At 65.4% G+C, this 15,639-nt stretch carries 13 protein-coding genes; 5 read left to right on the forward strand and 8 right to left on the reverse strand.

All coding sequences use genetic code 11. The features are described from left to right. The first annotated feature begins 71 nt into the window (after window positions 1-71). From ACO056_RS05615 to ACO056_RS05625, 3 genes are all read left to right on the forward strand, one after another. On the forward strand, window positions 72-794 hold the full coding sequence (locus tag ACO056_RS05615) for a hypothetical protein (protein WP_421853059.1): 723 nt from the start codon (window positions 72-74) through the stop codon (window positions 792-794). 182 nt (window positions 795-976) lie between these two features. Further along, a complete protein-coding gene (locus ACO056_RS05620; protein WP_421853062.1) occupies window positions 977-2,536 on the forward strand; it encodes a DUF4331 domain-containing protein in 1,560 nt (519 codons plus the stop codon). A gap of 26 nt (window positions 2,537-2,562) precedes the next feature. Then, window positions 2,563-2,808: a hypothetical protein gene (locus ACO056_RS05625; RefSeq protein ID WP_421853065.1), complete on the forward strand. Its 246-nt coding sequence runs from the start codon at window positions 2,563-2,565 to the stop codon at window positions 2,806-2,808. Window positions 2,809-2,929: 121 nt separating this feature from the next. On the opposite strand, the gene ACO056_RS05630 is transcribed toward ACO056_RS05625, so the two are convergent. The 5 genes from ACO056_RS05630 to ACO056_RS05650 all read right to left on the reverse strand — a co-directional run bounded on the left by ACO056_RS05630 (window position 2,930) and on the right by ACO056_RS05650 (window position 9,522). Next, window positions 2,930-5,056, reverse strand: a complete 2,127-nt coding sequence (locus tag ACO056_RS05630) for a TonB-dependent receptor (RefSeq protein WP_421853068.1) — start codon at window positions 5,054-5,056, stop codon at window positions 2,930-2,932. Between the two features lie 87 nt (window positions 5,057-5,143). Then, the gene (locus ACO056_RS05635; protein WP_421853071.1) at window positions 5,144-6,202 is read right to left on the reverse strand and encodes a glycosyltransferase family 4 protein; all 1,059 of its coding nucleotides are present in this window, start codon (window positions 6,200-6,202) and stop codon (window positions 5,144-5,146) included. Beyond that, entirely contained in the window at window positions 6,199-7,215 is a 1,017-nt protein-coding gene (locus ACO056_RS05640; RefSeq protein ID WP_421853074.1) for a glycosyltransferase family 2 protein, read from the reverse strand. The genes ACO056_RS05635 and ACO056_RS05640 overlap by 4 nt, the downstream gene beginning before the upstream one ends. 31 nt (window positions 7,216-7,246) lie before the next feature. Continuing rightward, window positions 7,247-8,227 (reverse strand): glycosyltransferase family 2 protein, encoded by a 981-nt coding sequence (locus ACO056_RS05645; protein ID WP_421853077.1) that lies wholly within the window; start codon window positions 8,225-8,227, stop codon window positions 7,247-7,249. Beyond that, window positions 8,224-9,522, reverse strand: coding sequence for an oligosaccharide flippase family protein (locus ACO056_RS05650; RefSeq protein ID WP_421853080.1), 1,299 nt, complete (start codon window positions 9,520-9,522; stop codon window positions 8,224-8,226). The genes ACO056_RS05645 and ACO056_RS05650 overlap by 4 nt, the downstream gene beginning before the upstream one ends. 298 nt (window positions 9,523-9,820) lie before the next feature. On the opposite strand from ACO056_RS05650, the gene ACO056_RS05655 reads away from it, so the two are divergent. After that, on the forward strand, window positions 9,821-10,990 hold the full coding sequence (locus ACO056_RS05655; RefSeq protein ID WP_421853083.1) for a hypothetical protein: 1,170 nt from the start codon (window positions 9,821-9,823) through the stop codon (window positions 10,988-10,990). A gap of 321 nt (window positions 10,991-11,311) precedes the next feature. Further along, complete coding sequence (locus ACO056_RS05660) at window positions 11,312-12,760, forward strand: WecB/TagA/CpsF family glycosyltransferase (protein ID WP_421853086.1); 1,449 nt, start codon at window positions 11,312-11,314, stop codon at window positions 12,758-12,760. On the opposite strand, the gene ACO056_RS05665 is transcribed toward ACO056_RS05660, so the two are convergent. Genes ACO056_RS05665 through ACO056_RS05675 form a run of 3 tightly spaced genes read right to left on the reverse strand, consistent with a single transcriptional unit; the run spans window position 12,754 to window position 15,627 of the window. Further along, a complete protein-coding gene (locus tag ACO056_RS05665; RefSeq protein WP_421853089.1) occupies window positions 12,754-13,080 on the reverse strand; it encodes an Hpt domain-containing protein in 327 nt (108 codons plus the stop codon). The two genes, ACO056_RS05660 and ACO056_RS05665, sit on opposite strands and share 7 nt — an antisense overlap. A 59-nt stretch (window positions 13,081-13,139) precedes the next feature. Beyond that, complete coding sequence (locus ACO056_RS05670; RefSeq protein ID WP_421853092.1) at window positions 13,140-15,062, reverse strand: ATP-binding protein; 1,923 nt, start codon at window positions 15,060-15,062, stop codon at window positions 13,140-13,142. 10 nt (window positions 15,063-15,072) lie between these two features. Continuing rightward, a complete protein-coding gene (locus tag ACO056_RS05675) occupies window positions 15,073-15,627 on the reverse strand; it encodes a heme NO-binding domain-containing protein (RefSeq protein WP_421853095.1) in 555 nt (184 codons plus the stop codon). Window positions 15,628-15,639 lie beyond the last annotated feature (12 nt).

Below are 15,639 nucleotides of genomic sequence, written 5' to 3' on the forward strand. Positions count from 1 at the left end.
GCATCCGTTCGCAAGATCCTTTCGTAGACCTTTCAGGTTCCCATTCGGTCCAGGAAAGGGGTGCGGCAGGCATGCAGCGATCAATGATGTTCCGGTCCGCGCAGCCGGCAGCGCGGCGGCGGCGGCTCGTGTCGTTCGCGCTTTCGCTGGGCGTGCTGGCGCTCGAGCTGATGCTGCTGTTCTGGGTGCTGTTTCTGGGCGCGGCGACGGGCGGCTCCGGCGGCAGGGGCGTCAGCGGCAACGCTTTGGGGCTTTCGGTCATTGCGCTGCAGTCCGCCACCGCGGCCCAGGCATCGCACCGCCCCGCAAAGGCCAAGGCATCGCATACCCCGAAGCCGAAGTTCATCACGCATGGCCCGCCCGCAGCGGCACAGCCTGTAATCGCTCCGGATCCCGGCACCTTGCCGGATCAGGCGAGCGCGCAAACCTTCGAGCCGCTATCGGGGCGGCACGGAGCGGGCGATCCCTGCACTCTGGCGCAGGATCTGGCGACTGATCTCCAGACCAACCCCTTTGCGCAAGTGGCGGTGGGCAGCGTTCCGGAACAATCGCTGTCCGTCGCGGGGGCGCTGCTGCTGTGGGACGGCCACTGGGTTGCCCCGGATGCGGCCGATCCCGGTTCGGCGATGCTGCGGACCATTGTTCTGCGCGAGATTGCCGCGGCGAAACCCGAATGCCTCGCCGAGCTGAATCCGGGCCCGCAATTCCTGTTCGTCAATGGCGGCTCCAAGACTGTGACGATCGTGATCGGCTCGGGCCAATGGCGCTGGGGAGATCTGGCGTCGAGCCAGTAAGCTGGCGGGCGATTGCCCCACCCCCGATTTATTTTCGCGCCATCTTTTCCGCATGTGATCCGGATTTCGAGCCGCTGCGTATCAGGGATGCGGTCCCACGAGGGGATCGACCCACATCCCCGGAGATTACAGTGAAAGCGCAAACACGAAAACTCGTTGGGCTCATCCTGGCGTCAACCTTCATGGTCGCCAATCCCTCAACCAGCTTTGCTTCCAGCCACCGTGAAGCCCCCGGCATCACCAAGTCGCCCAAGACGGACTCGACCGACTTCTACATGTTCAGAAGCTACGAGCCGGGCCGGGAAGACTATGTCACGCTGATCGCAAACTATCAGCCGCTCCAGGATCCGGGCGGCGGTCCCAACTACTTCACCATGGACCCTGACGCAGTCTATGAAATCCACATCGACAATGTCGGCGATGCCAAGGAACATCTCACCTATCAGTTCAAGTTCAGCAACACGCTCCAGAACGGCGGCCTGATGCTCAACATTGGCGGCACCAACGTGCCGACCGCGCTGCGCCAGAGCGGCCCGGTCACCAAGACGACCGACCCGAATACCGCCGAAGTCGAATCCTACACCGTCACCCTGATCACGGGCGATCGCCACTCCGGCAAGCGTGAGGCGATCACCAATGCCTCGGGCGGCGGCGCCACCTTCATCAAGCCGCTCGACAACACCGGCGTGAAGACCTTCCCCGACTACAACAAGTACGCCAACCAGTTCATCTACAACGTGAACATCCCCGGCTGCGCGATGCCCGGCCGCGTGTTTGTCGGCCAGCGGGCCGAAGCCTTTGCGGTGAACCTTGGCGGCATCTTCGACATGGTCAACTTCGTGCCGATCGAAGGCGATTCCTCTGCCGGCGCGGGCGACAAGGGCGGCTTCCCGTTCGGTATCACCCAGAACCGCGCGAATGACGAACTGGTCGGCAAGAAGAACGTCACCAGCGTCGCGATGGAAGTGCCGATCAAGTGCCTCGCGGCGCAGGGTGGCAACGGCGTGATCGGCGGATGGCAGACGGCCAGCCTGCCGCAGGCGCGTCTGGTCGATCCCAAGGCGAGCTATGCCGCGCCGACCCGTTCGGGCGGTGCCTATACGCAGGTCTCGCGTCTTGGCATGCCGCTGGTGAACGAACTCGTCATCGGTTTGCCCGACAAGGACAAGTTCAACGCTTCGGAACCCAAGGATGACGGACAGTTCGCGACGTACGTCACCAACCCGACTTATCCGGAAGTGCTCAACCAGCTGTTCCTCGCGCCGGTGAACAAGCTCGCCGGGGCGAACTTCAAGACGCTGGCGCCGACCAACTTCCCGCGCAACGACCTCGTCACCACGTTCCTCACCGGGTTCAAGGGCCTGAACCAGCTCGGCACCGTCACGCCTTCGGAAATGATGCGCCTGAACACCGGTGTCGCGCCCACGCCGCAGGCCAAGCAGGCCAACCTCGGTGTCGCCGCGGGCGACCTTGCAGGTTACCCGAACGGTCGTCGTCCGGGCGATGACACGGTCGACATCACCCTGCGCGTGGCGATGGGTGCGCTGTGCCATCCCGTGCCGATTGGCGCGAACGGTGCGCCGACCGACCTTGGCCTGTGCAAGCCTGCCGATGCGCCGACCGGGACGGTTGCCTACACCGATGGCGCGCCGATCAGCGCCAATGACGTGCAAGGCAGCTTCCCTTACCTCAACGCCCCGCTGCCCGGCACGCCGCTTTCCGCGCACCGGGTTGGTCAGTGAGCGCCGTCTCCGAAAGGAATAGCATCATGGGAAAGATCGCGTTGATCTTGGTGGTCTCCGGCCTGGTGGCGGGGCTCGCTGGTTGTTCGGGCAACACCGTCCCGACGCCGACGCCCACCCCGACGCCGACCCCGGCGTTCGAGGAGCAGTTCGGGACCGGGTTCAGCAAGGCCTACAACGCATCGCCGGATTCGGTTCCGGCCGATGTGAAGGCCGACGACGTTGTGCCGGTCGATCCGGCGGCAACGCCGAAGGCTCTGCCGACGAAGTGACCGGGCCAAAGTGACCGGGCCAAAGTGACTGGGTGGACCGGGCCCACGTGGCCCGGTCCCACTCCAGACAGAAGCGGCCGCTGCGGGGTTATTCCGCAGCGGCCGTTTTGCTCTCGGGAGCTCAGAATGCGTAGTGAAGGCTGACCCGCACCTGGCGCGGCTCCACCGGGTGGAGGTGATAGTCATCCACGCCGCCGGCGGGTTCGCCCTGCAAGCGCGAGGTGTAGAAATAGGTGATGTCGGCAGACTTCGCATCGAAGGCATTGAGGACATCGATCCCCAGCTTCAGCCGCCCCAGCGCGGCGTATCCACCAAGATTGACCAAGGTTGTCGGACGGGAGCGCGCGCTGCCGTCTTCGACCAGCGGCGCGCTGCCGAAGTGGCGCAGCCGCACCGATCCGCTGATCCCGTGGCCAAGATCGAGCGTGGCGCCGCCAGCAAGAACGGTGCTTGCCGAATTGGGGATCCGGTCCTGCCCGGGCGCGACGCCATGAAACCGTGCGTGGGTAATCGCCGCAGAGCCATCAAGCGCCAGCCACGCGGCGGGGCGCCAGAACAGCGTGGCTTCGGCACCGTAGCGGCGAGTCGCATCGTTCGGCTCGGTCGTTCCGCCATCGCCGGAGAAGACCAGTTCGGAGCCCAGCGTGAGGTAATAGCCGACGATCGAGGCGTTGAAGCGCGGATATTCGGCGCGCGCGCCCAATTCCCCGCCGCGCGCCTTCACCAGCACTGGAACCCGGCTGGCTGGATCGCCGCTTCTGGGGTCGACCGTGATCGTGGCGCCGCGCACGTCATTCGAATGGAAGCTCTCGCCGTAGTTGGCATAGAGTTCGAAGTGATTGGCCGCGCGCCACGCCAGCGCTGCCTTCGGCCCGAGGATCGCGTCCGAACCGCGCCCCGAATTGGCGGCCTGCGTCTCGGCCTGAATGGTATAGCCATAAAGATCGCCGCGCAGGCCAAGGACCAGACGCAGCCGGCTGGTCAGCGCTGCGGTCATCTCGCCGTAGAGGGCTGCGCTGTATTCCTCCACCCGGTCCTGCCGGACCGTGCCGATCACCACGCCCTTCTGCGTGTGATAGAGCCCGATCTTGCCGATATGATCATACCGCGCATCGCCGCCGAAGGTGTAGGTAACGGGAACGCCAGCGAGCCTTGATGAGAGCGTGTGCCGGATCGAACCCCCGAACACGCCGCGCTGGTCGCGCTGCTGGAACTCGTCGCCGTTGACCGGATCGTCGAGGAAATAGGTGAAGTTGGACGTCAGCCGGAAGCGGTAATAGAGGCCATAGAGATTGACCTCGGTATTGCCGAAGCGGCCGTTGCCGGTCAGCCCGATCCGCGTCGTCTCGCCGCCAAGGTAGGGGTCGATATTTCCGAACCGGCTGATCAAGCCGCTGGTGATCGCGCGGAGCGGCACCTGATCGGTCGAGTTCCACGTGGCGCGATAGGCGGTCAAGCCGAGGCTGAACCCGGCGCGGGAATACTTCACGAGCGCGTTCACCTTGCGTAGCCGCTCGTCCAGCACCCACGGGCCGTCAGATACCGTGCCGTCCAGACCCAGCAACAGATCGCCCCCGGCAAAGGCGGTGCTGCCCGCTGCCAGCGCGCGGTAATAGCCGAAGCTCCCGGCGGTGACCTGGGCCATCGGCTCGATACGATCGGCGGTGGTGAACCTGACGGTCCCCGCGGCGGAGAAATCCCCGACATCGGCAAAGTACGGGCCCTTGCGATAGTCGATCCGCTTGACCAGTTCGGGGATCAGGAAATTGAGATCGAGATAGCCCTGGCCGTGGCCGTGCGTGCGCAGGTTGATCGGCACACCATCGACAAACCCCGCAAAATCGGTGCCGTGATCGAGATTGAATCCGCGCAGGAAATACTGATTGGCTTTGCCCGTGCCCGAATGCTGGGTCGCGATCACGCCCGGCACGTTCTCGACCAGTTCGCCGACCCGCGAGAGCGGCCTGTCGGCGAAATCCTTGTACCCCACGATGCCTTGCGATCCCGAAGTGGCGATGCCGATCTGCGCTATCGCGCGGCCATAGACCACGATTTCATCCGGCTGCCTGGGATCGGTCTGCGGCGGGAAACCGCTGTCTTGCGCGCGGGCGGGTGCGGGCATGATCGCCTCTGCGGCAAGCAGGATGACAGCGCCAGCGCCGAGGTAACGCCATCGTGCGCGGCCCGGGCGCTGCCGGGCATCGCGTGTGCAGGGGCCGGACGGCTCGGGCGGCATTGCAGTCTCCATGGGGCGGCCGAACTCCCGGCCGCCATCACACATGAAGAATACGTCGCCAGGGCGGGGGAAGATGCCTCGCGGTCGACAAAGTCCTTTCTAGTGCGGCGCCGTTCGCATCACGGCGGGACGCTTCTCGCTTTGCGACTTGGCCGGAGCTGATCGCAGGAGCGCAGACCATTGCATCAGGCGCACCTCGTGGCAGTTGCGCACCGAGGCACGCGCTTGTCTGGCAAGTTCGCGCAAGTTTGCGGGCCACAGCGCGCCAAGCGCCGCTTCGATCGATTCTCCATCGGTGAAATCAACCACTTCGCCCGCGCCTGCCGCTTGTTCGATGAGGCCATCGACCGGCGCGACCAAGATGGGGCGCCCGGCTTCACGCGCTTCGTTGGCGACCATACCGTAAGCTTCCCAGCGTGAGGGCACCGCAACGACATCGCAAGCTTGCAGGAACGTCGCCACGTCATCGACCTTGCCGGTGAAGCGGATCGCCGGGCAATTGCCCGCCAGCGCCCGCAGCTTCATCTTGTCCTCGCCGAAGCCGCCGAGGACGAGATCGCAATCGGGAAACCAGCCTTTGCGGAAGGCGGCGATCAGGATGTCGAAGCCCTTCTGTTCGCAAAAGCGGCCATAGGCACCGATCTGCAAGCGCTCGCCCGGTTCGGGCAAAGGCAGATCGGCAAGGCCGGGGTTCTCTGCATGGGGGTGGATCACCGTGATCCGATCGGCGCTGATCCCGGCTGCTTCCTGCAGCCACTCGGCTTGCGCGTGCGAGACGCAGACGATCTGGTCGACCAGCCGCATCGCCAGCCACAACATGGCGCGGAAGCGCGACTTGCTGGCGACATGGATGGCTTCCCACGCGCGGGTGTAGCTATGCTCGACATGGATGATGCGCGCTTTGGGATTGCGCAGCTTCAGGCTCGCCAGGAGCGCCAGCCGGCGCCAGTTGGGCGGGAAGTGCGTAATGATCACGTCGGCGGCAATGCGCGGTGCGACCATCGTGGCGGGAGGCACGACGATCGTCGATGCCTCGGCGATCTGACACAAGGCTTCCGCTTCGAACACGCCGAGCGCGCGCGTGACGCCGCCCAGCGAACAATCGTCGAGCAGATTGGCGACACGCAGACGCGTGGTGGGCGCAAGGGCGGAAGTCATGCGACGAGCTGCCCACCGGCGGCGCGCCCGGCGAGGCGGGCAAAGTGGTCAGGCCCGATCATGCGGCCCACCAGTGCGGCGGCGAGAGTGGTCAGCGATTTGGCCGGTTCCTCCAGCAGCGGCCGGAGGCTGCTCATGGCGGCACCGCGCAGCAGCGCCATTGCCATCCCGGCATCGCCGAGCTGGATCGCGCGGCGCGCGAGGTAGCGCAGCTGATAGGCGCGGGCCCGGGCGACATGGCGGGCGGCGAATTCGGGCGCATAGCGTTCCATCCGCGCGACCACGCCCTGCCACGATTCGTATTGGCGCAGGATCTGCGCGGAGAGGCCGCTACCGCCGATGCGGTACTCGGTCAGCACCGCAGCAATGCCTTCGAAGCGTACACCGCCCGTCAGCGAAAGCCTGAGCCACATCTCGATGTCTTCGGACTGGCGGAGCGTTTCATCGAACCAGCACGTGCGGCTCCGCTCGTCCGGATGCGCAAAGGCAACCGTATCGAGCGCCGATCGCCGCAGCACCGGTGCCGAGCCGTTGCCCACCGGATTGCGGCAGAAGATGTCCTTGGCGGCGATGCCCTTGAGCTTGGGCCGCTGGACGATGCGCAGCGGCTGGCCTGCGGCGTCGATGAAGCGCGAGGGCGCAAAGCTGACGCCGATCTTCGGCGCATTGTCGAGGTGGATGACGTGCAGCATCAGCTTTTCGGGCAGCCAGCGGTCATCGGAATCAAGCAGCGCGACGAATTCGCCGCGCGAAGCGGCGATGCCCGTGTTGCGCGCGCCGGCAAGGCCGCGGTTGCGCTGCGACACGATGGTGATGCGGGGATCGGAAAACGACCGGCAGATCTCCATCGAAGCATCGGAGCCGCCATCATCGACAATGTTCAGCTCGAAATCGGTGAAGGTCTGCGCCAGCACCGAGCGGATCGCTTCGGCGACGTAGGCCTCGACATTGTAGACGGGCATGACGACCGAGACGCGGGGGGCGGCATCGGCGTTGATCTGAAGGGCGTTCATGGCTGTGACTTTCTGGCTGACGGGCGAATGTTCAGGCGAAGATGCGGCGGCGCATCGCGGCCGGGATGAGGGGGGCGACACAGGCGGCAAGCACCGTGGCAATCCCGCGCTGCCGCTCGGCCATGAAGCTGCGCGCATCGAGGCGCAGCCCGCGCACGACGAACTTCAGCGCCCGCAGCGGGTTGCCGCCCGAGCGCAGGAGGCGGCGCGCAAGGTAGCGGCAATAGAGCGCTTCGAGCGAGGCGCGGATCGCGGCATCATCGATGTAGCGATCGACCAGAACGCGCCATCCCGCATGCATTTGCGCATGATCCATCGAGAGGCCGTCCGGGCTGAAACGGTAGCCGGTCAGCACCCCGTCGATGCCATCGACCTTGCCGCCGCGCGAAACCAGCCGGGCGACGAATTCCTGGTCCTCGGCAAACTTGAGGCGCTGGTCGAACCCGCCCAGCGTGATGAACCAGTCGCGGCGCACGACAAGATTGGAAGCGGTGCAGACCGGGTTTTCGCCCAGCACGTCGGCAAGTCGCGGCGCGTGGGGGCACAGCGTCGAGATGGTCCGTGCGCCCTCGAGCGTATCGGCATCGCGCGCGATGAAGGCGATGCGGGCGTAGCTCGCGGCAAGCACCGGCTCATCGCGGTGCAGGGCGATGTGGTGGGCCAGCTTTCCCGGCGCCCACAGATCGTCTGCATCGAGGAATGCGACAAGCGGTGCTGCCGCGATCTCGACGCCAAGATTGCGGGCCGAGGAAACGCCGCCGTTGCGCTGCGATATCACACGGAGGCGCGGTTCCTGCGCCGCGATGGCGAGCAGGATTTCCAGGCTCGTGTCTGACGACCCGTCATCGACGGCGATGATCTCGAAGCAGGGAAACGTCTGGGAAAGGACGGAGCCGATCGTCTCGGCAATGGTGGCGGCTGCGTTGTAGACGGGCACGACAACCGAAATCTCGGGGCGAATGCCGGCAAATGCGTCGGCCGGGGTGGCGGGCAGGCAAGGGGAGGCGATCATGAGCGGGACTCCGAACGAAGGATGTGAAAACGCGGCAGGTCAAGCGCCGGAAGCAGGACGCGGGCACCGTTCCAGAGAGCGCCCAGGGTCTGACCTGCGATCAGGCCGAGGACTGCGAACCTGAGCTCGCCAAAGTGCGCGCCGAGCCACAGTCCGCCCAGCGCCAGCACACAGGTGAGCGTGCTGTTAGCGGCATCGGTGCCGACCTTGCCTTCAGCGCGCAGCCAGCAGCCGGTGATCTGGGCCACCAGCAGCGGCACGCCGGCAAGGCAGAGGATGGCAATGAGCGGGGCGGCAAAGGCCCAGTGCGCGCCGAACACCAGCGGCACATAAAGCGGCGCGGCCAGCGCCTGCAGCGCGACGATGGGCACGAACACGGCGGCGCCGCCAAGCGCGATGCGGCGCAGCATGCTGATGCGGGCAGGACCGGCCTTGGCCCCGCAGAGCATCGGGAATGCGACGCTGCCGAAGGCGGTGACCAGCGAGCTGATGATCCCGACGCCCGCGTTGAATGCGAAGTAGTATGTCCCCAGCGCGGAAGTGCCCAGCACGGCGGCGATGATCAGGTTATCGCCTTGCGTGCGCAGTGCGGTCATCCCGTCGGCCAGCATGATCGGCCCGGCATACCGCAGCATCCGCGCAGCCGGGATCCGGCCGGCAGCGCGATCCGGCTGCCAGGGCGCGGCACGGCGCGCAAGGATCAGCCAGAGCGGCGCCGTCAGCAGCTTGGGGAGCACGATAGACCAGGGGCTCGGCCAGATCAGCAGCAGCGCAGCGGTAAGCAGCTGGTCGGCGATGGACTGGCTCGCCCCGATCCGTGCCAGCCGCGATACCAGCCCCGCGCGCATGGCGAGATAGAACTGCACATGGCCGCCCGCCATGAAGGGATAGACCAGCGTCAGCACCGCCAGCATCGCGGCTGCGGTGGTCCGGTCGAACACGAGCGCCAGAAGCGCTGCCACGAGCAGCTGCACGATCATCAGCGCACCGGTCCAGCCGGCGTAGAAGCGCTGGACCGAATTGCAGGTTGCCGCGAGCTCGCTGGCCTCGGCCTGCACGATCTGCTGGCCGGTGCCGATCCGTTCGAGCACGCGCACCAGTTCGAACACGGTCAACGCCAGCGCGGCTTCGCCGACAATCGCGGGGGCCAGGCTGCGCGCGATGACCACGGTCGTCAGGAGCCGCACCATGCGCGTGGCCACTTCCGCGCTGCCATAGCTGCCCAGACCCCGCGCGAGCTGCGCGAAGTGCGGACCGATACGGTGCTCGGCTTTCTGGATGAGGCGCAATGGCACGAGATGGACTCCGAAAAGGGGGCGTTTCCGGTGCAGTTTCAAAAAGCGTGCCAGTTAGGGGAAAGTCCTTATTTTGCAGTCATGGAGCGGTCATGCCGGTTCCATCCTGCGCAGATTGCAATCGATTTTGCAGGGTGAATCCGCAAAATGCACAGACCGCTTGCACTGCCTTCGCAATATGCAACGCCGTTGCGCGGCCAGTTTCCCTATCACAATGAATCTATAAGATAATTCTATCTGGCACGGCACCTGCTTTGAAGAGAGCATCACCACACGTTCTCTCCATAAAGGTCCCCGCATGGACATCCTGATTTTCTCGATCGAAGACGGCCGCTACGGCCCGGCGCGCTTCCCGCAGATGCTGCATGAGGCAGGCCTGTCGGTGGCGGCGCTGTGCCCCAGCGATCATCTCCTCGCACAGAGCGCTTTCCTGCGCGCGCTTCATGCGCTGCCAGCCTCGCGCAATATCCGCTCGATCGCGGCGGCGCTGGTTGAGGCGATCACGGATTCGCCGCCCAAGCTGATCATTCCGGCTGATGAGCAGGCTGTCATCGTGTTGCAGGCACTAGCGGGCGGACGCTGCAAATCGCTGATCGGGCCTTACGTCCGGGCCATCATCACCGCATCGCTCGGCAGCCCTGCCGGGTTCGACGCGAGCCTGTTCAAGTCCGACACAATGGCGCTCGCCCGCAGCCTCGGGATTGCGGTGCCGGAAGGCCGGACGGTCGATAGGCTTGAGGATGCCGTGCTGGCCGCGAACTCGCTGGGCTATCCCGTCTATCTCAAGCAGTCATTCAGCTGGGCCGGCCTTGGCGTGAGCGCATGCGCTGATGAAGCAGCCCTGAGCCAGGCGTTCAGGCAGGCTCGTCCGGCCATGGCGCAGCCCAAGGCACTGGTCCGGAAGCTGTTCGGCCGCGACTGGTATCCGGTCGGCAAGCCGATGGATGTGCAGAGCGGCATCGCTGGAAAATGTGCAATGTATAGCGGCCTTGCCTGGCGCGGGCAGCTTGTGGGCGGCTTCTCCGGGATCAAGGTCGAGCCGGTGTTCAGCAACGGACCAAGCAAGGTCGTGAAGCTGCAAGCCAATGTCCAAATGGAGGATGTGGCCAGGAAGATGGTGGAAGCGATGGGCTTTACCGGCTTCGTTTCGTTCGACTTCATGATCCCGGCGGACACGGGCGAGCCCCTCCTGATCGAATGCAATCCGCGGCCGGTGCCGGTGCATCATCTCGGGCAGCATATCGGTGTCGACCTCGCTGCAGCGCTGGCGCGGCTCCTCTCCGGAAAGGCGCCTGATGATCACGTCTTGGCGGCAATCGGGGAACTCGACGTTGTGCTGTTCCCTTACGCGCTCAGTGAGCAGAAGCGGGACAACGGCCGCATGCTGGATGTCCCCCAAAGCGAGCCCGGTCTGATCCGGCACGTCCAGAGCCGGGCCATGGGGGAAAACCAGTCCAGAGCCGCCTGAACGGGCCTAATTCAAAAAGTGCCGATACGGTTCCAGATTTAAACCTTGCGCCGTGCCCCACATGGTGAGCGCGTCAGGCCAGTTGCATGGCCTGGCGCGCTTTTCGGCGTTCATGCGTCGAGCAAAAATGCGCAACAAACTATTGTTATAATGTTCTTTTTGCAAATCCCACTGCACAATGCAAAAAGTCTGTCTTTGCAGCTCGCGAAGAATTGGCTTCTGCAATCGATGGCATGTCGTCCAAGCTTCTGAAATCATTAAAATATCCAAATTGGCACAGTTTCTGCGTTGGAACCTGCATCACAATGCAGGATTCCCCCGATGCTCAAGCGATTTGATTCCGAAGCCCAGTTCGAACTGGCCGAAGCCCGCTCCTACCCCGGTGCACGCTTCACGCCGCTGCGCGATACGCTTCGCCAGACCCCGCGCGCGCGGCTGTTCGATCTCGATCTCATGGTCTCGACCCGCGCCCATGTTGCCGAAGAACTGGTCGCCATGGCCAAGTCCGGCGAGTGCGCCACTGTGCAGTTCATCAACGCACACTGCGTCAATGTCGCGCAGACCAACGGTGCCTACCGCGAGGCGCTGAACCGGGCCGACTTCCTGCTGCCCGATGGCAGCGGCATGGCGATCGCCGCGCGCCTCGCAGGCACCGAGCTTGGCGAGAACCTCAATGGCACCGATCTCTTCCCCGAACTCTGCCGCAGCGCGGCGCAGCGCGGCCAGGCGATCTTTCTGCTCGGCGGCAAGAACGGCGTTGCTGAAGCGGCCGGGCAGGCCATGCGGAAGCGCTACCCGGCGCTCACCATCGCCGGAACCCGCCACGGCTACTGGAGCGCCAGCGAGGAAGACGCCGTGGTGGCGCAAATCAATGCCTCTGGCGCAGCGATTGTGCTGGTCGGGCTGGGCGTGCCGACGCAGGAAATCTGGATCGACCGCATCCGCGACCGCCTCATGGCGCGCGTGGTGATGGGTGTCGGCGGCTTGTTTGATTACTACTCCGGACGGGTTCCGCGTGCGCCGGGTGCGATGCGCCAGATCGGCTGCGAATGGGTCTGGCGTCTGGCGCAAGAGCCGCGCCGCCTGTTCGCGCGCTATGTGCTTGGCAATCCGCGCTTTCTCGCCGCCGCTGCGGCACATGCCTGGCAGGCGCGCGACCTGTCCGGCGCGGTGTCGCTGGCTGTGAAGCACGCGGTCGACCGCATCACCGCGGCTGTGGCGCTGCTGGTGCTGGCACCGCTGTTCCTGCTGGTGGGCGCCGCGATCCGTCTTGAGGATGGCGGGCCGGTATTCTTCCGCCAGACCCGGATCGGCGCCAATGGGCAGCCCTTCCGGATGTGGAAATTCCGCTCGATGGTGATCGATGCCGAAAGCCGGCTGGCCGCGATCCGCGCGCAGTCCGAACGCGACAGCACTTGCTTCAAGATGAAGCGGGATCCGCGGGTCACGCGCGTTGGTGCGCTTCTGCGGCGCCTTTCGCTGGATGAACTGCCGCAGCTGATCAACATCTTTGCCGGCGAGATGTCGGTTGTCGGGCCGCGCCCGGCCCTGCCGCGCGAAGTCATCGGCTATCAGCCCGATGCGCGTGCGCGCTTGCTCGGCAAGCCGGGTCTCACTTGCACCTGGCAGGTCAGCGGGCGCGCCGAAGTGCCTTTCGAACAGCAGGTCGAACTGGACGTGTCCTACTTGCGCTCACGTTCGCTGCTGGCGGATCTGGCGCTGATCCTGCGCACCGTGCCGGCAGTGATTACCGCGCGCGGCGCTTATTGAGGGATGAGCGGAGCGGCAATCGCCACAACGGCGGCGATTGTCGCTTCGATGCATTCGTGAAGACGGGCGCGGGCTTCGGCAGACTGCAGCTCGCCGTCCGCATGCTGCATGACCGCGCCTGCGCCGAAGTTGCCGCACAGGCCCTTCAGCGAATGGCGAGCGCGCCGGATCGCCTCGGGATCCTCCGCTGCCGCCGCGTCGAGCAGCCGCGTGCTCCATTCGCGCAAGTCCGACGCGGTCGCCTCGCACAGGGGCGCTACGATTTCGGGTGGCAGCGCCTCAAACTGGCTGAGGGTCAGTTCGCGATCAATCAGGTCCATGCACGCCTTGCTTCGTGTGATTGCAGTGAGGGCGTCCGCCGTGCCAGACCGCCCGGGGTCTAGCGCGCGTTACCATTTGCGGCGGGAATGGCCAGCACCCGGCTCATCGCCCGGTAGAGATCCTCGATCACGATCGGCTTTGCCACGCTGTCGTTGGCCCCGGCTGCCATCATCGGCTCCAGTTCCTCGGGCCGCGTGAAGGCGGTGAGTGCGATGATCGGAAGTTCGGCAAGTGTGCCTGGCAGCGCCCTGATCCGGCGGGTGGCCTCGGGCCCGTCCATAACCGGCATGGCCATATCCATCAGCACCAGATCGAATGGCTCACCCGATTCCACGACATCGAGTGCCTGCTGCCCGTCTGCCACGACGTGGACCTCGCAGCCCAGCTTGCGCAGGCAGCCTTCGACGACGATGCGGTTGGTCGCCAGATCTTCGGCCACGAGCACGCGCGGTACCCGGCCGCCAGGTCCCGCGAAGGACCGGACGGCCGGGTTGGCGACCCGTTTGGGCACGGGGATGCGGGTGACGGGAATTTCGAACCAGAAGCAGCTTCCGCGCGCGGCATCGTCCACGCCGAGGCGCCCGCCCATCACTTCGATGATGCGCTGGCAGATCGCGAGGCCAAGGCCGGCACCGCCCGGTTCGCTGCCCAGCAGATTGAGCTGGCTGAACTCGCTGAACAGCTCGGTGCGGCGGTGGGCCGGAATGCCGATGCCCGTGTCGATGACTTCGGTCCGCAGCCAGCCGCTGGGCAGCACGCGGGTCTTGAGCATCACGCCGCCTTCGCTGGTATACTTGATGGCGTTGCTCAGCATGTTGTCGATCAGCTGGCGCAGCCGCACGCTATCCGCCTCGACCCAGCCGGGCATATCGGGGGCCAGCACGATATCGAGCGAAAGGCTCTTCTCATGCGCCAGGTGCCGCCAGAAATCGGCGCCGTCGGTCAGCACTTCGACAAGATTCGTGGGCCCGGGATTGAGCGCCAGCTTTCCGGCCTCGGCCCGGGCGAGATCGATGATATCGTTGAGCAGGACGCGCAGCTGATCCCCGCTCGAGCGCACGAGCGCCAGCGTGCGCCGCTGCTCTGCGGTCAACGTGCTTTCATCGAACAGGCTGAGCATCCCGATCACGCCATTGAGCGGCGTGCGGATATCGTGGCTCATCATCGCAAGGAACCGCGATTTCGCATCGTTGGCGAGGTCCGCCTGCTCACGCGCGACCAGCAGCGCCTCGTTGAGCCGCTCGAGATCTTCAAGCCGCTGCAATTCGCGGGCGCGCAGGGCGGCGGCCTCGTTGTCGGCACGCACCTGCCGGGTGATGTCCTGCACGGTCACGAAGATCATTGCCGGCCGGCACTGACTGTCGACCTGGAACTGCGCCATCACGCAAAGCGAGCGCACGCCTTCCCCGTCGGTGCCGCTCTTTTCGGCGGGGCAACGGACTTCGATGCGATATTCGCGCATGGCCTCTTCGCAGGGACCCGGCGAACCCTGGCAGGGCTGCCCATCGTATCTGGCGCAGTTGTCACGATCGAGCCGCGCCAGCAGTTCGCCATGCATCCAGTCCAGCATGCGCCGGCGGTCCTCGCGCAGGAGGCCGCGCACGAGCGAGCGATAGGTCTTGACCGGAGACCCCGGTTCAAGCCCGATCATCACCTGAACCTGCGGCGAGAGTTCGAGCTGCTGGCGCTTGATGTCCCACAGCATCGTGCCGAAGCCCGCCACGCGCTGCGCATCCAGCAACTGACGGGTGCGGCGCTCGAGGCTGGTGCTCAGGCTGTCCTGACGCGCGGTCAGTTCGGTGTTGGCCGCTGCCAGCACGCGGCTTTTCTGTTCGAGCAAATGTTCCGCCGCCGCCCGCGCCGCTTCCGCGCGCGCCAGTCGCCGCTCCAGCAGGGCAATCTGCGCTGCGGGGCTGACCGGCTCGATCGCGGCCGCGATATCGCGCGGCACGGCGAAACGGGTGAGCGGAGTTCCGGGCATCGCTAACCCTTCACCCGGACGGCTGGCGCGCAGGCTTGCGCACAAGGAACCGGGCCGCATGCGGTCCGGGCGAACCCGGATCGCGCACGACTTCGAGGTCATCGCCGTAGTAGTCGATATAGCCGCGGACCAGGCCGTGGGCGACATCGGCAAGCGGCCGGTGCGAGCCGTAGCTGACGGTGAGCTCCTCGCCGTCGATCACCACCACGATGCTGGGAGTGCGCGCGTCGGGATAGAGCTTGGTCACTTCGCGGTGGTGCTGCCCGTCGACATCGCGCAGGAACGTCACCGCGTCGGTGTAGCCTTCGAACATCTCAGGATAGAGTTGCATGAACCGGCTCGCCAGCCAGTAGCCATAGCTATCGGCAAGGACGGCAACCGGTTCGCCCGAGATCTCGGCAAGCGCGCCCATCATCGCCAGCGCGTCAGTGTGCGGGTAATTGCCGACGGTCGTGTAGACCCCGTCGCCGGGAAGGTTGGAGCGCACGATCACCGCATCCGCGACGGCGGGCGAGAACGCCTGTTCGATCCAGCGGACCAGTTCGGCAATGATAACACCCTTCATTCCGAATTCCCG

Source organism: Novosphingobium sp. (assembly GCF_965228995.1).
GTDB lineage: Bacteria > Pseudomonadota > Alphaproteobacteria > Sphingomonadales > Sphingomonadaceae > Novosphingobium.